The 22,280-nt window shown below is 73.5% G+C and carries 19 protein-coding genes; 10 read left to right on the forward strand and 9 right to left on the reverse strand.

The window, feature by feature from the left end:
• Window positions 1-101: 101 nt before the first annotated feature.
• Together ABZX96_RS16745 and miaB are read right to left on the reverse strand one after the other, a co-directional pair.
• A complete protein-coding gene (locus ABZX96_RS16745; protein ID WP_355544601.1) occupies window positions 102-812 on the reverse strand; it encodes a class III extradiol dioxygenase subunit B-like domain-containing protein in 711 nt (236 codons plus the stop codon).
• Window positions 813-1,026: 214 nt separating this feature from the next.
• Window positions 1,027-2,517 carry a tRNA (N6-isopentenyl adenosine(37)-C2)-methylthiotransferase MiaB gene (gene miaB, locus ABZX96_RS16750; protein ID WP_355544604.1) on the reverse strand — a complete coding sequence of 497 codons (1,491 nt, stop codon included), beginning with the start codon at window positions 2,515-2,517 and terminating at the stop codon, window positions 1,027-1,029.
• Window positions 2,518-2,807: 290 nt separating this feature from the next.
• On the opposite strand from miaB, the gene ABZX96_RS16755 reads away from it, so the two are divergent.
• Together ABZX96_RS16755 and ABZX96_RS16760 are read left to right on the forward strand one after the other, a co-directional pair.
• Complete coding sequence (locus tag ABZX96_RS16755; RefSeq protein ID WP_355544607.1) at window positions 2,808-3,344, forward strand: HNH endonuclease; 537 nt, start codon at window positions 2,808-2,810, stop codon at window positions 3,342-3,344.
• Between the two features lie 82 nt (window positions 3,345-3,426).
• Window positions 3,427-4,422 (forward strand): TAXI family TRAP transporter solute-binding subunit, encoded by a 996-nt coding sequence (locus ABZX96_RS16760; RefSeq protein ID WP_355544610.1) that lies wholly within the window; start codon window positions 3,427-3,429, stop codon window positions 4,420-4,422.
• A 58-nt stretch (window positions 4,423-4,480) separates the two neighbouring features.
• Here ABZX96_RS16760 and ABZX96_RS16765 read toward each other — a convergent pair whose 3' ends face one another.
• From ABZX96_RS16765 to ABZX96_RS16780, 4 genes are all read right to left on the reverse strand, one after another.
• A complete protein-coding gene (locus ABZX96_RS16765; protein ID WP_355544613.1) occupies window positions 4,481-5,977 on the reverse strand; it encodes a DEAD/DEAH box helicase in 1,497 nt (498 codons plus the stop codon).
• Between the two features lie 442 nt (window positions 5,978-6,419).
• Window positions 6,420-6,623: a cold-shock protein gene (locus ABZX96_RS16770; RefSeq protein WP_355544616.1), complete on the reverse strand. Its 204-nt coding sequence runs from the start codon at window positions 6,621-6,623 to the stop codon at window positions 6,420-6,422.
• Window positions 6,624-6,880: 257 nt separating this feature from the next.
• The gene (locus ABZX96_RS16775) at window positions 6,881-8,287 is read right to left on the reverse strand and encodes a HAMP domain-containing sensor histidine kinase (RefSeq protein ID WP_355544618.1); all 1,407 of its coding nucleotides are present in this window, start codon (window positions 8,285-8,287) and stop codon (window positions 6,881-6,883) included.
• 16 nt (window positions 8,288-8,303) lie between these two features.
• Window positions 8,304-9,038, reverse strand: coding sequence for a response regulator transcription factor (locus tag ABZX96_RS16780; RefSeq protein ID WP_355544621.1), 735 nt, complete (start codon window positions 9,036-9,038; stop codon window positions 8,304-8,306).
• 565 nt (window positions 9,039-9,603) lie between these two features.
• Between ABZX96_RS16780 and ABZX96_RS16785 the strand changes: the two genes are divergently transcribed.
• The 8 genes from ABZX96_RS16785 (at window position 9,604) to ABZX96_RS16820 (ending at window position 18,147) form a co-directional block, all read left to right on the forward strand.
• Complete coding sequence (locus ABZX96_RS16785; RefSeq protein WP_355544624.1) at window positions 9,604-10,389, forward strand: amino acid ABC transporter ATP-binding protein; 786 nt, start codon at window positions 9,604-9,606, stop codon at window positions 10,387-10,389.
• Between the two features lie 56 nt (window positions 10,390-10,445).
• Entirely contained in the window at window positions 10,446-11,354 is a 909-nt protein-coding gene (locus tag ABZX96_RS16790) for a glutamate ABC transporter substrate-binding protein (RefSeq protein WP_355544627.1), read from the forward strand.
• Between the two features lie 372 nt (window positions 11,355-11,726).
• Window positions 11,727-12,374, forward strand: a complete 648-nt coding sequence (locus ABZX96_RS16795; protein WP_355544630.1) for an amino acid ABC transporter permease — start codon at window positions 11,727-11,729, stop codon at window positions 12,372-12,374.
• A gap of 73 nt (window positions 12,375-12,447) precedes the next feature.
• A complete protein-coding gene (locus ABZX96_RS16800; RefSeq protein WP_355544633.1) occupies window positions 12,448-13,377 on the forward strand; it encodes an amino acid ABC transporter permease in 930 nt (309 codons plus the stop codon).
• Window positions 13,378-14,209: 832 nt separating this feature from the next.
• Window positions 14,210-16,195 carry an FAD-dependent monooxygenase gene (locus tag ABZX96_RS16805; RefSeq protein WP_355544636.1) on the forward strand — a complete coding sequence of 662 codons (1,986 nt, stop codon included), beginning with the start codon at window positions 14,210-14,212 and terminating at the stop codon, window positions 16,193-16,195.
• A 485-nt stretch (window positions 16,196-16,680) separates the two neighbouring features.
• A complete protein-coding gene (locus ABZX96_RS16810; protein WP_355544708.1) occupies window positions 16,681-16,767 on the forward strand; it encodes a putative leader peptide in 87 nt (28 codons plus the stop codon).
• A 214-nt stretch (window positions 16,768-16,981) separates the two neighbouring features.
• Complete coding sequence (locus ABZX96_RS16815; RefSeq protein WP_355544711.1) at window positions 16,982-17,605, forward strand: cysteine dioxygenase; 624 nt, start codon at window positions 16,982-16,984, stop codon at window positions 17,603-17,605.
• 113 nt (window positions 17,606-17,718) lie between these two features.
• Window positions 17,719-18,147 carry a rhodanese-like domain-containing protein gene (locus ABZX96_RS16820; RefSeq protein WP_355544714.1) on the forward strand — a complete coding sequence of 143 codons (429 nt, stop codon included), beginning with the start codon at window positions 17,719-17,721 and terminating at the stop codon, window positions 18,145-18,147.
• Between the two features lie 337 nt (window positions 18,148-18,484).
• Here ABZX96_RS16820 and recX read toward each other — a convergent pair whose 3' ends face one another.
• From recX to ABZX96_RS16835, 3 genes are all read right to left on the reverse strand, one after another.
• Window positions 18,485-19,129 (reverse strand): recombination regulator RecX, encoded by a 645-nt coding sequence (gene recX, locus ABZX96_RS16825; RefSeq protein WP_355544639.1) that lies wholly within the window; start codon window positions 19,127-19,129, stop codon window positions 18,485-18,487.
• A gap of 6 nt (window positions 19,130-19,135) precedes the next feature.
• A complete protein-coding gene (recA, locus tag ABZX96_RS16830; RefSeq protein ID WP_355544642.1) occupies window positions 19,136-20,257 on the reverse strand; it encodes a recombinase RecA in 1,122 nt (373 codons plus the stop codon).
• Window positions 20,258-20,726: 469 nt separating this feature from the next.
• On the reverse strand, window positions 20,727-22,187 hold the full coding sequence (locus ABZX96_RS16835) for an AI-2E family transporter (protein WP_355544716.1): 1,461 nt from the start codon (window positions 22,185-22,187) through the stop codon (window positions 20,727-20,729).
• Between the last annotated feature and the right edge of the window lie 93 nt (window positions 22,188-22,280).

Below are 22,280 nucleotides of genomic sequence, written 5' to 3' on the forward strand. Positions count from 1 at the left end.
CCTTCAGACAGGCATCCCAGCGGCGTCCTTCGGACCAGGCCGCGCGGACATCGGCGTCGGCCCTCCCGGCCGACGCCGTCCCCGCGACGCCCTGAGACTCCTTACGACCAGGCCGCGACGAAGTAGCCCACCCCGTAGGGGGCCTCCTCGCGGAGCAGGTCGCCGCGCAGGCCCGCGCCCTCGGCCGCGCCGGCCAGCACCTGCCAGCTCGACCGGCCGGAGACCAGGAGTTCCTGCGCCAGTTCCTCGTCCAGCGCGGCCAGCGCGGCGGTGTCCGCGGCACCCAGCGCCCGCGCCGCCTCGGCGTCGAACGCCGCGGCCCGCTCGTCCAGGTAGCCCGGCGCCTTCAGCGTCCGGCAGGCGCTGCCGTCGCCCATGACCAGCAGCGCGACGCGCTCGGCGGACGAGGCGAGCTCGCGCCCCACGTGCAGGCAGCGGTCGCGGCCGAGCGTTTCGCCGACGCCCAGTCCTTCGACGGGCGCGTCCGCCCAGTCCGTGCGGGTCAGGAGCCAGGCACCGACCGTCAGGGAGGGCGGCAGCCGGCGTTCCGGGGTGGCCTCGGCGGGCCCGAGGGTCACCTCCAGGTCCACCCCGAAGGGCCGCAGCGAGCCCACCGCTCCCTGAGGGTGCGAGCCCCGGTCGGCCTGTTCGGCGGGGCCGACGACGACGAGGCGGTCCGGGCGGGCCGCCGCGAGCACGCCCACCGCGTCGAGGCAGGCGGCCCGCAGGTCGTCCAGTTCGGGTGCGGCGCCCGAGGCGACCTCGGGGACGAGCAGGGGCGGGCAGGGGCAGACTGCGGCGGCTACGAGCATGGTGGGCAGCGTAGCCGCCCCCTTTCCGGGACGGGCGGTGGCCCGGCCGGACCGCGTTTCCCGTGGGCCCCGGTTTCGTCCGTCCGGTCACCGGCCCAGGACACACCGATCACCGGCGGCCCGGGACCCACCGGTCACCGGGCGCGGCCCGAAGGCCCCCGGTGACCGGATCGGCTCGATCGGCCGGATCGGCCGGATCGGCCGGATCGACGGGTCAGCAGGCGCAGCCAGGGGCCGCGGGGGCCGGGCCGGGAGCCGGGGCGCCGATGGTGGGCAGGCCGAGCATCACGCCGGCCGGCTTCTGGGCCGGGGCGGCGTTGCGGCGCTCCCACGCGTCGCCGGCGCGGGTGCGGCGCACGGCCTGGGCCGGGCCCTCGGCGAGCAGGTGGTGCGGGGCGGCGTAGGTGATCTCGACGGTCACCATGTCGCCCGGGCGGACCGGCTCGTCGGGGCGGGTGAAGTGCACCAGGCGGTTGTCGGGCGCCCGGCCGGACAGCCGCCGGGTGGCGTCGTCCTTGCGGCCCTCGCCCTCGGCGACCATGACCTCGACGGTGCGGCCGACCTGCTTCTTGTTCTCCTCCCAGGAGATCTCCTCCTGGAGGGCGACCAGACGCTCGTAGCGCTCCTGGACGACGGCCTTGGGGATCTGGCCCTCCATCTCGGCGGCCGGGGTACCGGGCCGCTTGGAGTACTGGAAGGTGAACGCCTGGGCGAAACGGGACTCGCGGACGACGTGCAGCGTCTGCTCGAAGTCCTCGTCCGTCTCGCCGGGGAAGCCGACGATGATGTCGGTGGAGATGGCGGCGTCCGGCATGGCGGCGCGCACCTTCTCGATGATGCCGAGGTAGCGCTCCTGGCGGTACGAGCGGCGCATGGCCTTCAGGACCGTGTCCGAACCGGACTGGAGCGGCATGTGGAGCTGCGGCATGACGTTGGGCGTCTCGGCCATCGCGGCGATCACGTCGTCGGTGAAGTCGCGCGGGTGCGGCGAGGTGAAGCGGACCCGCTCCAGGCCCTCGATCTTCCCGCAGGCCCGCAGCAGCTTGCTGAACGCCTCGCGGTCGCCGATGTCGGACCCGTACGCGTTGACGTTCTGGCCGAGCAGCGTGATCTCGCTGACACCCTCGGCGACCAGCGCCTCCACCTCGGCGAGGATGTCGCCGGGACGGCGGTCCTTCTCCTTGCCGCGCAGCGCGGGCACGATGCAGAAGGTGCAGGTGTTGTTGCAGCCGACGGAGATCGACACCCAGGCCGCGTAGGCGCTCTCGCGGCGCGTGGGGAGGGTGGAGGGGAACGCCTCCAGCGACTCCGCGATCTCGACCTGCGCCTCCTGCTGGATGCGGGCGCGCTCCAGCAGCACCGGCAGCTTGCCGATGTTGTGCGTCCCGAATACCACGTCGACCCACGGGGCCTTCTTGACGATGGTGTCGCGGTCCTTCTGGGCCAGGCAGCCGCCGACGGCGATCTGCATGCCCGGCCGCTGGGCCTTCTTGGGCGCGAGCTGGCCGAGGTTGCCGTAGAGCCGGTTGTCGGCGTTCTCCCGCACCGCGCAGGTGTTGAAGACCACCACATCGGCCCCGTCGGCGTCCTTGGGCGCGGGCACGTACCCGGCGTCCTCCAGCAGACCCGACAGCCGCTCGGAGTCGTGGACGTTCATTTGGCAGCCGTAGGTAACTACTGAGTAGCTGCGTGGGAGTTCCGTCATGGAAGAGATCAATCCTGGTCAGTCAGTCGGCGCGTTCGCTACCGCCACGCTCGGTGAACGGCTGGTAGGCAAGTCTACGTCCCGGCGCCGCCTCCGGACTCTGCGGCTCCCGGGTCCGCGGGACACGCCCGTGACACAGGTCACGGCCGGCCTCCTTCATGAGCGCCTGACGCACCTCTGCGACGCCGACACCGCTGCCCGGAAGCACGCGGCTCTGCCCATGGCTTGCCGATGCCCTGGGGGCTCGGGCAGAAACGGGCCCGAACTCCCCCGCTCCTGAAAGGCCACGCATGCCGCACTCGACCACGACCGCCCCAGTACGGTGCGCCGTCCTCTCCGAACTCCCCGGGTATGTGATCACTTCGGACGGCCGGGTGCAGGGCCCGGGACGGTGGGGGAAGCCGGTGTGGTTGCGCCCGTCGAACAACGGGACCAACGGCTCCGGGTACCTGTACGTGTGCCTGGACGACGGCACCAAACGGGGAGTGCACACACTCGTCTGTGCGGCGTTCCGGGGCCCGAAACCGGGGCGGGGATACCACGCCGCCCACCTCAACGGCGTCAAGACGGACAACCGGGCCGTGAACCTCGCGTGGCGTTCCCCGGGGGCCAACGAGAGGGACAAGGTCCTGCACGGTACGGGGAACCAGGGCGAGCGCCACGGGTCGGCGGTTCTCACGGAAGAGATCGTCCGGGAGATCCGGCGCGACCACGCCCGGGGAGCGTCCCGCCGCTTCCTGGCGCTGCGGCACGGGGTCGGTTGGAGCACCGTCAACAAGGTCGTGAAGTGGCAGACGTGGCGGCACTTGAGCCATGACGGAGGGTGATCGCCGAAGTGCGGCCAGGGTACGTGTTCGGACGGCCGCCCCGCCCCTCCCTTCCCCGGGCCGGGGCTGGCAGGATCGCGCCATGGTCACACTTCCCCGGATCGGTCGGCGCCGGGCCCTGCAGGCGGGTACCGCGGGCCTGGCGGTGCTGGGGCTGCTGTTGTGGTGGTTGCTGTCCATGGGGGCGGCGCCGTCCCCCAAGGGACGCGTGACGCTGGCCACCGGGGTGCCCAGTGGGGTCTACGAGCGCTACGGGCGGCTGCTCCGGCAGGACCTGGGGCAGGACCTGCCGGATCTGAAGGTGCGGCTGGTGCGCAGCGAGGGGTCGGTCGACAACCTGCGGCAACTGGCTTCCGGGCGGGCCGACTTCGCGATCGCGACCGCCGACGCGGTGGCCGACTACCAGGCGCGGCACGAGCCGGACGCGGGGCGGCTGCGGGCCTGTGCGCGGCTGTACGACGACTACATGCAGCTCATCGTGCCCAAGGACTCGACGGTCCGGACGACCCGGGACCTGAAGAGGCTGCGGGTCGGGGTGGGCGCCGACGGGTCCGGCGTGCAGCTGGTGACCAAGCGGTTGCTGGCCGCCGCCGGGCTCGACTTCCACCGCGACGTCCGGCCGGTGCGCACGGGGATCGACGAGATGCCCGCGCTGCTGGCGCGCGGCGAACTGGACGCCTTCTTCTGGTCCGGCGGGCTGCCGACGTCGGCGGTGCAGGAGCTGGCCCGGAAGTTCCCGATACGGCTCGTCCCGCTCGCGGACCTGATCGAGCCGCTGCACCGGCAGGGCGAGACCGCCCGGTACTACCGGGCGGCCGTCATGCCCGCCGACGCCTACCCGGTGATCCAGCGGGGCCAGGCCATCAAGACGATCGCGGTCGCGAACCTCATGGTGACGACGGACCGCGCGGATCCGGGGCTGACCGAGGGCATCACCCGCACCGTCATACGGAGCCGGGACTGGATCGGCCGGGAGGTGCACGCGGCCCAGAAGGTGGACCTGCGGACGGCGGTGTTCACCGATCCGCTGGCGCTCCACCAGGGGGCGCAGCGGTACTACCGGTCGGAGAAACCCTGAGGGTGCCTCGGGGGCGCCCCGGGGGTGTCCCTCGGGGGCGCCCACCCGTCGGCGTCCGCTACCCCTCGGCCCGCGGCGCCCTGCCGCCCGTACGCCGCGTGGCGGGCGACGAGGCGGCCGGGGAGGCCGCCCGGCCCGAGGACGGTCCGCGGCGCGGGCGGCGGCGCCGGGTGCCCCCGCCGACCCCGCCGTTCGCCCGGCCCCCGCCGGACGCGGCACCGGAGCCGCTGCCCCCGCCGTTCCCCTTGCCCCGTCCGCTTCCGCTGCCCTTGCCCGGGGCCGTGCGCTGGCGCGGCGGCGCGGGCGGGGTGGGCGGCGTGAGGACGACGGGTACGCCGGACGGGGTCCGGGCGCCGGTGATCCGTATCAGTTCGGCGTCGCCCGGCCGGACCCGCGCCGTCCCCGGCGTGATCTTCGCGCGGGCCATCAGCCGGGACATGTCCCGGCGCTCGGCGGGGGTGACCAGCGTGACGACGGTGCCGGACTCGCCCGCCCGGGCGGTGCGCCCGCCGCGGTGCAGGTAGTCCTTGGCCTCCGTGGGCGGGTCCACGTTGACGACGAGGTCGAGCCCGTCGATGTGGATGCCGCGGGCCGCCACGTTGGTGGCGATCAGGACGGTCGCCTGACCGGTGCGGAACTGCTCCAGCGTGCGGGTGCGCTGCGGCTGCGTCTTGCCGCCGTGCAGCGCCGCCGCGCGCACGCCCTGGGCCAGGAGGTGCTTGGTGAGCCGGTCGGCGCCGCGCTTGGTGTCCACGAACATGATCACGCGGCCGTCGCGGGCGGCGATCTCGGTGGCGGTGGCGCGCTTGTCGGCGTCGTCCACGTACAGGACGTGGTGCTCCATGGTGGTCACGGCCCCGGCGGACGGGTCCACGGAGTGGGTCACCGGGTCGGTCAGGAAGCGGCGGACGAGCTTGTCGACGTTGCGGTCCAGGGTGGCGGAGAAGAGCATCCGCTGCCCGGTCGGGTCCACCTTCTCCATGAGCCGGGTGACCTGGGGCAGGAAGCCCATGTCGGTCATCTGGTCGGCCTCGTCGAGCACCGTGATGGCCACCTGGTCCAGCCGGCAGTCCCCGCGGTCGAGGAGGTCGGCGAGGCGTCCGGGGGTGGCGACCAGGACCTCGGTGCCCCGGCGCAGCGCGGCGGTCTGCCGGGTGATCGACATTCCGCCGACGACGGTGGTGATCCGCAGCCGCAGCGCCCGGGCGTAGGGCGTGAGGGCGTCGGTGACCTGGGTGGCCAGCTCCCGGGTGGGGACCAGGACGAGCGCGAGGGGGCTTCCGCTCTCCGCCCGCCGTCCCGCCGTGCGGTTGAGCAGGGGCAGTCCGAAGGCCAGCGTCTTGCCCGAGCCGGTCCGGCCGCGGCCGAGCACGTCGCGGCCCGCGAGGGTGGCGGGGAGGGTCGCGGCCTGGATGGGGAACGGCTCGGTGACGCCCTGGGCGCGCAGCGCGCTCAGGAGGCCGGGTGCCAGGGGCAGCTCGTCGAAGGAGGTGGCGGGGGCGGGGGCGGACGGCTGCGGGTCGGCGCTCTGTCGCGGAGCGGTCGCTCGTGACACGAAAGGCCCTTCTGCGGGGGAACGGGAGGCGGGGAGGAAGCGGGGCGGGGGTAGTGCGGTGCGGGGTCGGTGCGGTTCGGTCCCGCACGCGTCCGCCTTTACGGACGCGCGTGCGCGCCCCTGGGGCCTGTCGTCGACGACCGGGCGAACGGCGTCGCTTCCGACGGCGGGGCCTGGCGGCGGGCGCCCGGCCCGCCGCGCAGACGCCGACGGGGCCCGCACCGGCCGACCGGTGCGGGCCCCTCCGGGTGAGCGCGGCAGCGCTCTGTGTGTCTGGGCGGGCCGTGGGGGCGGTCTGCGCGGGCCATTGGAAGATCATTCCAACGGCCGGAGCCGTCCAACCCCTCCGGCGGATCAATCCGTCGTCAAGGACCGTCGGCCCTTTCCGTCAGACCGTCCGCCGTCAGGCCGTCCGCCGGACCTGCGGTGAGACCGCGGGCCGTCAGATGCCGCGGATGTTCTCCGCCTGCGGGCCCTTGGGGCCCTGGGTGACGTCGAACTCGACCTTCTGGCCTTCCAGCAGCTCGCGGAAGCCCTGGGCCTGGATGTTCGAGTAGTGGGCGAAGACGTCGGCGCCGCCGCCGTCCTGCTCGATGAAGCCGAAGCCCTTTTCCGCGTTGAACCACTTCACGGTGCCGGTAGCCATGTTTCTCTCCTTCATGGGGCATGTCGGAGGCCGCACCGTGCGGCCTCCGCGTCGCCGAGATGATCGCCCCACACCGGAACTCGTCCGGAAAACAAGGAACGCCCGGGGCTTCCAGCCACCGGGCGCGCACACGTTCATGGGTACCACAACTGCAACTTCCTCCACGCTAACACATCGCGTGGGCGGTCCTTCCCGGGTGGGGCGGCGCCCTGATCGCCCGCGCGTCCTGTACCGGGCGGTACCGGGCGGGAGCGCCCTCACGGCCCCGTACGCGGCACCCGCAGCGTCACCCGCAGCCCGTGCGGCCGGTTCGGCGCGAAGGAGAGGGTGCCGCCGCCGGTCGCCAGGAGCGCGCGGGTGATCGACAGGCCCAGGCCCGACCCCGAGACGTTCTGGTGGCGACCGCTGCGCCAGAACCGGTCGCCGATGCGGGCCAGCTCCTCGTCGGTCAGTCCGGGGCCCTGGTCGGCGACGGTGACGCGGACGTTCCCGCCGTCGGCGACGGCGCTCACCGTCACCCGCTCTCCGGGCGGGGTGAACTTCAGGGCGTTGTCCACGACCGCGTCCAGCGCGCTGGAGAGCGTGACCGGGTCCGCCCAGCCCGTGACGGCGCGCGGCCCCTCGTACGCCAGGTCCACGCCCTTGTCGGCGGCCAGCGGGTGCCAGGAGTCCACGCGTTCGGCGGCGAGCGCGGCGACGTCCAGGAGCTGGAGGTCGGCGGCGGCGTGCTCGGCGAGCGCGAGGTCCAGGAGGTCGTCCAGGACGCGGGCCAGCCGCTTGCCCTCGGTGCGGACGGAGGCGATCTCCTCGTTGCCCTGGGGGAGTTCCAGGGCGAGCAGTTCGATGCGCAGCAGGAGGGCGGAGAGCGGGTTGCGCAGTTGGTGGGAGGCGTCGGCGACGAAGGCGCGCTGCTGTTCCAGCACGTCCTCGACGTGGTCGGCCATCTCGTTGAACGAACGGGCCAGCCGGCGCAGTTCGGGCGGCCCGGAGGCGGCGGCGACGCGGGACTTCATCCGGCCGGTGGCGATGTCGTGGCTGGCCGCGTCCAGGACGCGGACCGGCCGCAGCACCCACCCGGTCAGCCGGAACGCGGCGGTGACGGCCACGAACATGGCGGCGCACTCGCCCGCCGCGATCAGCAGCCAGCCCTCCAGGACCCGGGAGCGCATCCGCCCGGTGGGCGAGTCGGTGACGACGACCGCCACCACGTCCCCGTCCCGCACCACGGGTGAGGCGACGGGGATGCGGCTGTCGTCCCAGGGCCACACCTGGCGGGGGTCGTGGCTGCGGCGGCCGGCCAGCGCCTCGGTGAACGCGTCGGCCGCCTCGCCCGCGGTGGGCACGCCCCACCCCGCGGGGGCCACCGCCATCGGGGTCCGGTCGCGGAAGAAGACCCCGGCGTGGATGCCGTACAGGTCGTTGTAGCGGCGCAGTTCGGCGGTGAGCGTGGCGCGCCGCTCGTCGTCGTCGGTGGGCCGCCCGGCGGCGTCGGGGCGGGTGGTGACGTACTGGGCGAGTGAGGCGAACCGCGCCGCGTCGTCGATCCGGTCGACCACGACCCGCTGCTGTTCGACACCCGCGGTGATGACGGCGAGCGGGAAGCCGAGGGCGAGCAGGACACCGGCCATCAGGACGATGAGCAGCGGGAGCAGGCGGGCGCGCACGTGGGCGTACGGGCTTTCAGGAGGCGGGGGACGCGGTGGCGCCCGCCGGGGCCGGCGGCACGACCAGGCGGTAGCCCACCCCGCGGACCGTCTCGATCAGCGCCGGCATCCGCAGCTTGGCGCGCAGCGAGGCGATGTGCACCTCCAGGGTGCGGCCCGTCCCCTCCCAGCTCGTGCGCCACACCTCGCTGATGATCTGCTCCCGCCGGAAGACCACGCCGGGCCGCTGGGCGAGCAGCGCCAGCAGGTCGAACTCCTTGCGGGTGAGCGGCACGGCGGTGCCCGCCACGGACACCTGGCGGGTGGCCGGCTCGATGGTCACGGCGCCCAGGCGCAGCGCGTCCTTGGGGGTGCCGTCCTCGGTGGCGGACTCGCCGGTTCCGGGGGCGTTGCGCCGGCTGACGGCGTGGATGCGGGCCAGCAGTTCGCCGGTGTCGTAGGGCTTGACGACGTAGTCGTCGGCGCCGAGGTTGAGGCCGTGGATGCGGGACCGCACGTCGGCGCGGGCGGTCACCATGATCACGGGGGTGGCGCTGATCTTCCGGATGCGCCCGCAGACCTCGAACCCGTCCTGGTCGGGCAGGCCGAGGTCGAGCAGGACGACGCCGAAGGGCGTCGCGGCGGCGGGCAGGAGCGCGGTCAGCGCCTCCTCGCCGCTGCGGGCGTGCGTCACCTCGAAACCGTGCCGGGCCAGCACCGCGGACAGGGCCGCGGCGACGTGGTCGTCGTCCTCGACCAGCAACAGCCTCATCGGCCCTCCTTCCTGTCTGCGCGGGCGCGGATCCCGTCCCGCCCGGCGTCGTCCCCTGTGCGGCCCCGTCGGCTCGCGTTCCGGTGTCCCTCGGGGTCGTTCCGCGCGGAGCCGTCCCTTACGAGCCCCGAGTGCCCGTAGGGGATCACCCCGGCAGCCCCGTCGGATCCGGCCCGCTCCCCTACGGGTCCGTCGCCCTCCCCTACGGGTCCGGTCCGCCCCCTTGCGGACCCGGCCCCGGCCGCGCGCCCCCGCGGGGCGACGCCCCGTTCTTGCGGGGCGGACGCCGGTCCGGCCGCCGCACGGTGCGCGGACGGACCACCGCGTACGCGGGCCAAAGGGCATCTACCGCGATGGAGGGCACGCGCGTCAAGTACCGGCCGGCGGCCGGACCGGTTCCGTTATCCAGCCGGTACCCCCTCCGTACACCTGGGCGCGCCCTGTTCACGCAGAGTGTCGCTTTGCGGCCGGATCGTTATGCTCAATTTCCCCTCAGATGTAATGACGCTGGTCGCGCTGCGTTATTAGGGTCCTCCCCAATCGAGGAGGACGGAGCCACACGCCGATGAGCGAAGTATCGGTGACCGAGAACGCCGGGGACCCCACGCCCGCCGGGGACCCGCTGGTCGTGCTGGACAACGTGAACAAGCACTTCGGCGCGCTGCACGTACTCCAGGACATCGACCTGACGATCCGCCGCGGTGAGGTCGTCGTGGTGATCGGCCCATCCGGGTCCGGCAAGTCCACGCTGTGCCGCACCATCAACCGCCTGGAGACGGTCGACTCCGGCACCATCACGATCGACGGCAAGCCCTTGCCGCAGGAGGGGCGGGAGCTGGCCCGGCTGCGCGCCGACGTGGGCATGGTCTTCCAGTCCTTCAACCTCTTCGCGCACAAGACGGTGCTGGAGAACGTGATGCTGGGCCAGACCAAGGTCCGCAAGACGGACCGGAAGGCGGCCGAGGAGCGGGCGCGTACGCTCCTGGACCGGGTCGGCGTGGGCACCCAGGCGGACAAGTACCCGGCACAGCTGTCCGGCGGCCAGCAGCAGCGGGTGGCCATCGCCCGCGCCCTGGCGATGGACCCGAAGGTGATGCTCTTCGACGAGCCGACCTCGGCGCTGGACCCGGAGATGATCAACGAGGTGCTGGAGGTCATGCGGCAGCTCGCCCGGGACGGCATGACCATGGTCGTTGTCACGCACGAGATGGGGTTCGCCCGCTCGGCCGCGCACCGCGTCGTCTTCATGGCGGACGGCCGGATCGTCGAGGAGGCCGAGCCGCAGCAGTTCTTCAGCAACCCGCGCAGCGACCGGGCCAAGGACTTCCTCTCGAAGATCCTCCACCACTGAGCCCCGGCCGGGGTCACCATGATTGCCAACACCTGTCCACACAAAGGATGTTCACCATGAGGATGCGTAAGACGGCCGCGGCGGGCGCGGTGGTGCTGGGTCTGGCGCTGACGGCCACCGCCTGCGGCGGCGAGTCGGGCACGGCCGGCGACAAGCCCACGGGGGAGAAGGTCTTCAGCGGGACGTACACGGCCGCCGACAAGGTGACGGTGGACTCGCCGGCCCTCAAGGAGGCCCAGAAGCGCGGCAAGCTGATCATCGGCGCCAAGGCGGACCAGCCGTACCTCGGCTTCCAGGACACCGACGGCAAGCGCACCGGCTTCGACATCGAGATCGCCAAGATGATCGCCGCCGACCTCGGCTTCGGCGCCGACAAGATCGAGTTCAAGACGGTCGACTCCAACGTCCGCGAGACCGCCATCTCCAAGGGCCAGGTCGACCTCTACGTCGGCACGTACACCATCAACGACGAGCGCAAGAAGCAGGTCGGCTTCGCGGGCCCGTACTACACCGCCGGCGCGGACCTGCTGGTGCGCAAGGACGAGAAGGACATCACCGGACCGGACACCCTCAAGGGCAAGAAGGTCTGCTCGATCGTCGGCTCCACCCCGCTGCGCGAGATCAAGAAGCCGAAGTACGGCGCCCAGACCACCGAGCTGAGCAAGTACTCGCTGTGCGTCAAGCAGCTCCTGGACGGCCAGGTCGACGCGGTCACCACCGACGACGCGATCCTCAAGGGGTACGCCGCCGAGCGCCCGACGAAGCTGAAGGTCGTGGGCAAGCCGTTCACCAAGGAGCCCTACGGCGTCGGCATGGCGAAGGGTGACAAGGCGCTGCAGAACGCCGTCAGCGACGCGCTGGAGAAGCACATCAAGAACGGCGACTACAAGAAGGCGTACGAGGGCACGATCGGCCGGTCCGGCTCGGCCTACGTCGCGCCCGAGACGCCGCTGCCGCGCGACTGACGCACCCTGTCGGCCGGCGGTCCCGCCCCCGTCACCCGGCGGGCGCGGGGCCGCGCGGCAGGCCCGGCCCCGCCGCCGTCCCGCGCGCTCCCGCGGCGCGCCGGCACGCCCCGTACGCCCGCCGTGGCGGGTCTACGGGGCGTGGTGCCTTACGCGACCGCTCCGGGCCCGGTTCCCGGTCCGTTCGCCGGCCTGACCGCCGACCCGATTCCCGGACCGATTCCCGGACCGTTCGCCGGCCCGGGCCCGGCGACGGTGACGCTCCGGCCGTGACCCGGCGTCCGGCCCCCGGCGCACGCCACGCCCTCCGGCGCGGTGCCCGGCCTCTCCGTTCCCACCCGCCGCCGACCCGACCGCTACCGCGGAGAACCCATGAACGTACTCCTCGACAATCTCCCCCTGTTCCGCGAGGGCTTCCTCGGAACCCTGTCGCTCACCGCGGCCAGCGCGGCGCTCGCACTCGTCCTGGGCCTCCTCATAGCCGGCTTCCGGGTCTCGCCCGTCCCCCCGCTGCGCGCCTTCGGCACGGCGTGGGTGACGCTGCTGCGCAACACCCCGCTGACCCTGCTCTTCCTGGTGGCCTTCTTCGTGCTGCCGCAGATCTTCGTCCCCGGCATCAGCCCGTACGTGCTGGCCACCCTGGCACTGGGCTTCTACACCTCGTCGTTCATCTGCGAGGCGGTGCGCTCGGGCATCAACACCGTGCCGCTCGGCCAGGCGGAGGCCGCGCGCAGCATCGGCATGACGTTCTTCCAGATCCTGCGGCTGATCATCCTGCCGCAGGCCACCCGGACCGTCATCCCGCCGCTCAGCAGCATCTTCATCGCGCTCACCAAGAACTCGGCGATCGCCGGCGCGTTCAGCGTCAAGGAACTGTTCAACGTCTCGAAGGACCTCAGCGACCGGGGCCTGGCGATCGGCTGGATCTTCCTGTGGGTGGCCATCGCCTACCTGATCATCACGTTCGCCATCAGCGGCCTGTTCCGGCTGCTGGAGCGCCGCCTGGGGGTGGTCCGGTGAACCGTTGCGGCGACCGCACCCGCCACCACCGGACGCCGCCGGCGCACGCGGCCGGGCCCCACGAGGAGGAAGCATGAGCAGCAGTGTCCTGTACGACGCGCCCGGCCCCAAGGCGCGCGCCCGCAACCGGGTCTACACGGTCGTCGGGGCGCTGGCCGTCCTCGGCCTGATCGCCTTCGCCGTCCTGCGGCTGAACGCCAAGGGGCAGTTCGCCCCGGAGATGTGGAACATCTTCAACAACGCCGGCGTGCGCACCAAGCTGCGCGACGGCGTCCTGACCACCCTTCAGGTGTTCGCCGTGGCCGCGGTGCTGTCCCTGATCCTGGGCGTGGTGCTGGCCGTCGGACGGCTCTCCGATCACAAGCCGGTCCGCTGGCTGGCCACCGGCTTCATCGAACTCTTCCGCGCCGTCCCGCTGCTGATCACCATCTACGTGGTGTGGGTGCTGTTCCTCTCCTACCGCACGGAGTTGGGCCTCACCGGTGACAGCACCCAGTTCTGGGCCCTGGTCCTGGGCCTGACCGTCTACAACGGCTCGGTGCAGGCCGAGGTGCTGCGCGCCGGCATCCTCTCCGTGCCCAAGGGCCAGCGCGAGGCCGCGTACGCCCTGGGCATGCGCAAGACGCAGGTCATGATGACGGTGCTGGTCCCCCAGGCGGTGCGGGCCATGCTGCCGACGATCATCAGCCAGCTCGTGGTGACCCTCAAGGACACCTCGCTCGGCTACGTCATCACCTTCGAGGAACTGCTCTACGCGATCCAGCAGATGGCGGGGAACATCGTCGTCAACGACGAGAACCCGTACTTCCCCATGATCGTCGTCGGCGGCGTCATCTACGTCGCCATGTGCCTGGCGCTCTCCGCCCTCGCCACCTGGATCGAGCGGCGCGGCCGGCGTGCCAAGACCGGCATCGCGGTCGCCGACGCGGCGCAGCCGGTGACGGCGACCGACGCGCTGGACATGCCGGGCGGCACCACGCCCAAGGGGCCCCCGGGCACCTGAGCGTGTGAGTACCCGAGCACCATGACGGGCCGCCCCACGGCCCCGCGCGGTTCGCCGGCCGCTCTTCGGAGCCGGCCGGCGGTCCGCTCGCGGGGTGGTGGGGCGGTTCGGGGTTCGGGGGTCTGGTGCCATGGGAGTGCGTGGCGGGGCTTCGGGAGGGCGCCGGGCTTCGGGAGGGCGCCGGGCTTCCGGAGGGCATGGGCCGGGGCGCCGACGCGCCGACGACGCCCGGCGTGTGCCGCCGGTGCCGGGGCGCTGCGGGGCCGCGGGGCCGGAGCTTGCGGGGGAACCGGCGCGCCCGGCTTCGGGAGCGCACCGGCCGGGGCGCCGCCGCGCCGACGCCGCCCGGCGTGTGCCGCCGGTGCCGCGGGTGCCGGAGCGTGGCCGTCCACCGTCGCTTGACGTGGACGCCGGCAGTGGGTTGCATACGCTGTGTGATCGAGCACCGGGCGCCAGCTGCCAGTTCCCGTACGACCCGTGAGACTCCGCGTCCGGGCCCCGGTCGCGCCCGCGGTGAGCGTGCGGTGCGTGCTGCCGCGGGATGCCGGGAGGTGCTCGTCAGGGAGTCGGCGGACGCCCTTGTGAGGGAGTCGGCGGACGACCTCGCCACGGAGCCGGCGGACGTCCTCGTCGGGGAGCCGGCGGATGTCCTCGTCCGGGAGCCGGCCGGGCGGCGGAACGCCCTCGTCGCCGGGCCGTCCGGATGCCGGGACGTCCTTGCCGCGGAAGCGTCCGGACGCCGTGCCGAGGCCGTCGGCCCGCGCACCCGACGGATGTCGGGGCGCGCCCGGTACGTGGGTCGCCTGACCGGACCGGACGGGGAAGTCGCGCCGTGGATCCGGTGATCGTCGTCGGGGCCGGCCCGGTCGGTCTCGCGCTCGCGCTCGCCCTCACCCGGTACGAGGTCCCCAGCATGGTGCTGGACGAGGCCACCGCGCCCGAAGGCCCCAGGACCGCCCGCACGGTCGTCCTGCGCCCCGACACCGGCGCGTTCCTGACCCGGCTCGGCTGCGGCCCGGCCCTGGAGGCGGCCGGAACGCGGTGGACGGCCTGGCGGACGGTGCGCCGCCGGCACCTTCAGGAACGGGTGGAGTTCGACGCCGCGCACCCCGCTCCCCTCCACGTCCCGCAGCACGCCCTCACCCAGGCGCTGCGGGCAGCGCTCTCCCGCGAGGGCGCCGTGCGGATGGTCACCAGCAGCCGCCTGGACGGCCTGGAGCAGGACGCGCACGGCGTCAGCGCGCGCACCCGCGGCCCCCAGGGGGCGTGGTGGCGCGGCAGTTACCTCGTCGGCTGCGACGGCGCGCGTTCCACCGTCCGCAAGCTGCTGGAGATCCGCTTCCCGGGCCGTACCGCCGTCGAACGCCACGCCGTCGCCGCGCTGCGCACCGAACTTCCCTGGTACGGCGAGGGGTTGCTGCACCGCGCGGCGGCGGGGCCGGACGCGCGGTCCCCGGTGAGCGAGGTCAGCGCCCGCCCGCTGCCGGGCGGCGTGTGGCGGCTGGACTGGCTGCTGCCCCCGGGCCGGGACCTCGTCACCCCCGAGGTGCTGCTCGCCCACGTCCGCGCGACGCTGGGGAGTTGGGCCGCGCACCCCCCGCCGGGCGCGGAGGTGGCGGGCGCGTCCGATCGGTACGCGTTCCAGGACGCGGACGGCGACCCCGGCGGCCCCTACGAACTCCTGGACACCGGGGTGCACATCGTCCACCACCGCCTCGCGCGCCACTGGCGGCGCGGGCGCGCCTTCCTCGCCGGGGACGCCGCCCACCTGCTCGGCGCCCTCGGCTCCCAGGGCCTGGACGAGGGGCTGCGGGACGCCGAGAACCTCGCCTGGAAACTCGCGCTGGCCTGGCACCAGGGCGCGACGGACGCCCTCCTGGACAGCTACCAGGCCGAACGGCGGGGCGCGGTCACCGCGCGGCTGCGCGCCGCCGACCGGGCCCTGCCGCTGCTGCGCGGCGGCGACCGGGGGCGCTGGCGGCGCATACTGCCGGGCGCCGCCCGCGGCCACACCGCCCTGCTGACGGACGGGCACCTGGGACGCGGCCCGCTCGGCGCTCCGCCCGCCTACGTGCGCTCCCCCCTCGCGCCCGCCGTCGAACCGGACGGCACGGTGACCGTGGGCACCGAGCCCGGCGAACCCGTCGCGGACGTGCCGGTGACCGCCCAGGACGGCGCCCTCGTCCGGCTCCGCGAACGACTGGGCCGCGGGCTGCTGGTGGTGCTGGTCGCCCCGGGAACGGGAGTGTGGGACCGTCGGCACTGGATGTCGGCCGGTCTGATGCCTGCGCTCGCGGACGCGGTGGCGGCGCTGCCGGTCCCGGCGGAGGTGCTGGTCGCGGAGGAGTACCCGAGCGCCCCCGCGCACACGGTGCTCGTCGTGCGCCCGGACGGCCACTTGGTGGCGGCGCTCGCCGGGGTCCGCGCGGACGAGTTGTACGCGTGCGCGGACGCGGTGCGCGGCGGCCCGTCGGGACGGGCGGCGGCATCGCGGGAGCGGGTGTCCGAGGGGGACGAGGACGGGGACGCGGACGATGGCGGGGGCGGACCCGATCGGGGCGGCGCGGTGGGCGAGCGGGGCGGCCCGGCCGGTCGGCCGGTGAGCGTTCCAGGGGCCGTCGCGGGGAGGGCTCCGGGTGTCTCCCTCGCGGGGGAGGCCGTGGTGCGACCGCGTTCGGAGGCTGTCGGAACGGTGGGCGCGCTGGCGGCGCCCGAGGCACGGGAACGGGTTCCGGAGGAACCGTCGGGTCGCGTGCCGGGGCAGCGGCCGGAACGGGTGTCGGGCGACGCGGCGGAACGGGTGCGGGGGCAGGGGTAGGGGTAGGGCACACTGCCGGGCGGGCGGTGCACCTGCGGGGGCCTCGTCCGCGGGGTGGGGAGGCCGCCGGATTGGCTGCTTGGGCGCGCAGGCCGGTGGGGAGGCCGCCGGATCGGCTGGTCGGCTGGCTTGCGTGCGCGGGCCGGTGGAAAGGCCGCCGGATCGGCCGGCTTGCGTGCGCGGGCCGGTGGGAGGCGGGGTCGGGAGCCACCGGATCGGCTGGCTCGCGCGGGTCGATGGCGGGGTGGGGAGGCCACCGGTCTCGTCCGGCCTCTCGAAGGATCCGGCGTTTGGTCCCGAAGGACCCGGCGTCCGGTCCGCGAAGGACCGGCGTCCGGCCCACATCTCCCGTTCCCTCTTCATCGCGCGGGCGTGCCACGGGAGTTCGTCCCCGCGCAAGGGCGCTCAGCGGGGAGCGGGTCCGAGCCCCGCGCCCTTCGATCGGCGGTTGACCGGGCGTCGAACACCGTGCTTGACTCCCGGGCATGACCGACACCAGCGCGCGTTTCTGGCGGCGGGTCCATGTGGACCTCGTCCGCTACGCGGGCTGCGTGTGTCGTCCGTCCTGCTGATCCGCGGTCCTTCCCGCGCGGCACCGGTTCCGGTGATCTCCGGCCGGTGATCTTTGGCCGGTGGCCTCCGCCTACACGCCGGTGGTCCCCGTCGACGCCTCGTGCTGCCGCGCGCTTCTCCGATCACTCAGGACGGTCTTCCGTGCCCAACGTACGTCGTTCCGCGCGCCCTTCCCCCCTTGAGCAGACCCACGACGCCGCGCCCTCTTCCGTCATCCCCTCCGCCCCGGCCATCACCTCCTCGTCCGCCCCGTCCGTCGCTTCCCCGCCCGCCCCGTCCATCGTTTCCGCGCCTGTCGTCTCACCCACAGGTCCGGCTGTCTCGGGCGGCGCGCCCGGCGCGGGGGACGGGCCCAGCGCGGCGGATCTGCTCGCCTTCGTCCAACGCACCGCCGCCGACCGCGCGCTCGTCGCCACGCTGCCCCTCGACCCCGAAGGCCGGACGTGGATCCGGCTGGACGGTCCCCTCGGCAGTGAGGCGTGGCTGATCGGCTGGCCGCCCGGCACCGGCACCGGCTGGCACGACCACGGGGGCTCGCGCGGCGCGTTCGCCACCGCCTCCGGCGAGCTCGTCGAACAGTCCCTCGCCACCCAGATCCCCACCGAGGGCTGGAAGACGCTCGAACTCGCCGATGGCGTGGACCGCGAGCGGAGGCTGGGCGACGGCCGAGGCCGCGCGTTCGGCCCGCACCACGTCCACCAGGTCCTCAACACCTCACCGGACGCCCACGCCGTGTCCGTCCACGCCTATTACCCGCCCCTCCCCCTGATGCGCCGCTACAGCCGCAACGGCCCCGTCCTTCGGCTCGAAGAGATCGAACACCCCGGAGAGTGGTGATGACGCACCCACGAACGACCGCCGCCGACAGCGCCCCACCCTCCGGCGACCGCTCACCGGCCACCGGCGGCGACCGCCCGTCGGCCGCCGCCACCGATGCGGCACCCAGCGCGGTGGACGCGCTGCTGGAACGGGCCCGCGCCGGGTTGCGGCGGGTGGCGCCGGCGGAAGCGGCGGCCCTCCAGGCCGGCGGCGGACTGCTGGTGGACATCCGGTACGCGGCCCTGCGCGAGCGGGACGGCACGATCCCCGGAGCACTGATCGTGGAACGCAACGAACTGGAGTGGCGGCTCGACCCCACGGGCGCCCACCGGGTCCCTCAGGCCACGGGGCGGGATCTCGACGTGGTGGTCGTGTGCAACGAGGGGTACGCGTCCAGCCTCGCGGCCGTGTCCCTGCGGCAGCTCGGGCTGCACCGGGCCACCGACCTGATCGGCGGCTTCCAGGCCTGGCGCACGGCCGGGCTACCGGTCCAGGAACAGGCCGGGCAGCCCGCACCACCCGGCGGGACAGCGGGGTCCCGGCGGGAGGCAGGACCGTAGGCCGTAGGCCCATAAGGGGCGGAGGCTCACGGCGGCGGAGCTCGCACGGACGGAATCCCGCAGCGCGGAAGCTCGCGGCGCCGGGGCTCGCCAGGGCGCGCGAAGGCTCGCCATGCCGGAGCAGGGCCGCGGGGCCCTCGTCATGTCGGCGCGTGGCCGCGAGCCGCCGTGAGCCTCGGACGGCACGGTCGGCCCGGGGCGGCTTGCCGGGACGGCCGCCGGGCTCAGCGGTCGGATCGGTAAAGACCTGCCGGACGACCGCCGCGCTCAGCCATCGAACCGGTACGGACCTGCCGGACGGCCGCCACGCTCGTCCATCGGACCCGTCCGCCCGCCCTCACAGGTCGGAGAGGTGTTCTTCCAGCAGCTCCGGATCGTCCCCCTCTTCCTCCAGGGCCTGCCACACCACGCGCAGCGCCAGGCCCGGCGAGTAGCCCTTGCGTGCGAGCATCCCGGCCAGCCGCCGTATCCGCTTCTCCCGGTCCAGGCCTCTGGTCGAGCGCAGCTTGCGGGCGACCAGTTCCCTGGCGGTGTGCTCCTCCTGCTCCGGGTCGAGGCGGCTGACGGCCAGATCGACCACCGCGGCGTCCACCCCCTTGGTCCGCAGCTCGTCGGCCAGCGCGCGGCGGGCCAGGCCCCGGCCGTGGTGCCGGGACTCCACCCAGGCGTCGGCGAACGCCGCGTCGTCGATCAGGCCGACGTCCTCGAAGCGGGACAGCACCTCCTCGGCGGCCTCCTCGGGGATGCCCCGCTTGCGCAGCGCGTCGGCGAGCTGCCGGCGCGTGCGCGGCGCCCCGGTGAGCAGGCGCAGGCATATGGCTCGCGCCTGCTCCTCGGGCGTACGAGGTGATCCCGTCTCGGCCCTCGACGAGCCGGGACCACCTCCGTCCACACACGACCCGTCGGGCCCGTCCGCCTCCCGTGCCGTGCCGGTCCGGTCCGGTGCCGGCGTCATGGCGGGCCAGTCCGTTCGCCGTGTCATGCCGGGCTAGCTCTTGGCCGCGGTGGCCTTGGCACCCTTGGCGGCCTTGGCCGCGGGCGCGGGGACCGACTTCGCCGGGGCCTCGGCGGCACCGGCCGCGTCGGCGCCGGGCTCCGCCGTCAGCTCCTCCGGCGTGACCCCGATGCCCAGCTTCTCCTTGATCTTCTTCTCGATCTCGTTGCCGAGGTCGGGGTTGTCCTTGAGGAAGTTGCGGGCGTTCTCCTTGCCCTGGCCGAGCTGATCGCCCTCGTAGGTGTACCAGGCGCCGGACTTGCGGATGAAGCCGTGCTCCACGCCCATGTCGATCAGGCCGCCCTCACGGCTGATGCCCTGGCCGTAGAGGATGTCGAACTCCGCCTGCTTGAAGGGCGGGGCGACCTTGTTCTTGACGACCTTGACGCGGGTGCGGTTGCCGACCGCCTCCGTGCCGTCCTTGAGGGTCTCGATGCGGCGGATGTCCAGGCGCACCGAGGCGTAGAACTTCAGCGCCCGGCCACCCGTCGTGGTCTCCGGCGAGCCGAACATCACACCGATCTTCTCGCGGAGCTGGTTGATGAAGATCGCGGTGGTCTTGGACTGGTTGAGCGCGCTGGTGATCTTCCGCAGCGCCTGGCTCATCAGACGGGCCTGGAGACCGACGTGCGAGTCGCCCATCTCGCCCTCGATCTCCGCCTTCGGCACCAGGGCGGCGACGGAGTCGATGATGATCAGGTCCAGCGCGCCGGAGCGGACCAGCATGTCCGTGATCTCCAGCGCCTGCTCGCCGTTGTCCGGCTGGGACAGGATCAGGGAGTCCGTGTCCACGCCGAGCTTGCGGGCGTACTCCGGGTCGAGCGCGTGCTCGGCGTCGATGAAGGCCACCGCGCCGCCGGCCTTCTGCGCGTTGGCGACGGCGTGCAGGGTCAGGGTCGTCTTACCGGAGGACTCCGGGCCGTAGACCTCCACCACACGGCCCCGGGGGAGGCCGCCGACACCGAGGGCGACGTCCAGAGCGGTCGACCCGGTGGGGATGACCTCGATGGGCTCATTCGGCCGCTCGCCCATGCGCATCACCGCGCCCTTGCCGAATTGCCGTTCAATCTGTGCGAGTGCGGCGTCCAGCGCCTTCTCACGGTCAGTGCCTGCCATGGGTTCCACCCGATTTGCTTGAGTCGATCGCTTCACGTCCACGACGCTAACGCCTGCCACTGACAATGCGCCCGGACCCGTCTCCGACCTGTGGATAACTCCGCCGGTCCGCCTTCGCGGCGGCCGGTGCGGCGACCCGCGCGACCGCCTGTCGCGCCCGCCGCGCCGGGCCTCTGCGGGAGCCGGCCCACTGGTCGGAACGTCCATATGAATGGATGCTCGATTTTAGTGTCAAGCGCGCCACTCCGGCGGACGAGCGCCGCACGGACGTGTCCCCACCTGCCCGAGCAGACCGGACGGTCCGCCCCCTGATCACCAAGAGCCCTGGCCGGCAGGAGCCCCGGAACCCCCAGGGCCCTGCCCACCGGCCGCCCGGAGGGCCTGTGAGGTCGCGAGCCGGGCCCCGGAGAAGCCGGGGACCCCGACCGCTCGGCGGCCCTGGCCGCAGCAGGCTCAGCGGCTCCCCGCCCTACTCGTCGTCCCCGCCCCGCTCGGGACGCCCGTCCTCGTCCCGCTCACTTCGCTCAGGCCGCCGCTCGGGCCGCTCACGCCCGCCCGGCTCGTCCCCGTCCCCCTCGCTCCGATGCGCCCCCGAGCCCGCGTCCCGTTCCGCCGGACGCCCCTCACCCGGCTCCCCCGCGGTCCGGTCGTCCCGCGCGGTCGCACCGCCCTTCCCGCCCCGCTCGTCCGTCTCGGCCCGGTGGTCCGAAGGGGCCCGCCCCTCCCGGTCGGCCCCGCCGCCCCGCCCGGGCGGCTCGTCCCCACCGTCTTCGTCGTCCCGTCCCCGCCGCTCCTCCAGCGGCGCGGCCGGCGGTTTGGTGCCCAGGGAGTGCCGGACCCGCGCCAGGGCCGAGGTCCCGCGCCGGCGCCGGCGGCCCCGGCCGCCCTGGACGCGCGGGTCGTCCGTGACCTCGTACCGCTTGACGTACGCCCCCAGGAACGCCTGGAGCGTGGCGGTCGCCGGGATGGCGATGAGGGCGCCCACGGCGCCCATCAGCGCGGTGCCGGCGATCACCGACCCGAAGGCGACCGCCGGGTGGATGTCCACCGTCTTCGCGGTGATCCGCGGCTGGAGGACGTAGTTCTCGAACTGCTGGTAGATCAGGACGAACCCGAACACCCACAGGGCGTACCAAGGGTTGACGGTGAAGGCGATCAGGATGGGCAGCGCACCCGCGAGGTAGGTGCCGATCGTGGGGATGAACTGCGAGACCAGGCCGACCCACATGCCGAGGGCCGGGGCGTAGGGCACCCCGAGGATCTCCAGCAGGATGTAGTGGGCGATGCCGGAGATCAGCGCCATCAGGCCGCGCGAGTAGAGGTACCCGCCCGTCTTGGCCACCGCGATCTCCCAGGCGCGCAGCACCTCCGCCTGCCGGGCCGGCGGCAGGACGGAGCACAGCGCACGGCGCAGCCGGGGCCCGTCGGCGGCGAAGTAGAACGAGAACAGCGCCACCGTCAGCAGGTTGAACAGGCTGCCCAGGACCGTCGCGGAGACGGCGAGCACATTGTTGGCGCTGTCCTGCACGTACTTCTGCAGCCAGTCCGACTTGAGCAGGTTGTTCTGGACCTCGACCCGCGACAGCTTGGTGTGGAAGGTGGCGTTGATCCAATTGATCACGTCGTCCAGGTACTGCGGGAATTCCTGCACCATGTTCGCGATCTGGCCCGCGAGCATCGACCCGAGCAGCGCGAAGAACCCCGCCGTCACGATGAGGATCCCGAAGAACACCACCCCGGTCGCCACGCCGCGCCGCATCCCGCGCGCCGCCATCCAGTCCACGGCCGGCTCCGCGGCCAGCGCCAGGAAGAACGCGATCAGGATGTTCAGCAATAGTGAGATCAACTGGTGGAACGCCCAGGTGGCGAGCATGAAACAGGCGATCAGGGCGAGGGCCAGCACCATGGCGCGCGGCAGCCAGCGCGGCATGTGGGTGGCGCGCGGATCCGGGTGGTGGCGATCGTCGTGACGGGTGGTCTTCGGAGTTGCGGGCACGGGCCAAGTGTCGCGCACAGGTGCGAC

Source organism: Streptomyces sp. NPDC003077, from assembly GCF_040611095.1.
Taxonomy (GTDB): domain Bacteria; phylum Actinomycetota; class Actinomycetes; order Streptomycetales; family Streptomycetaceae; genus Streptomyces.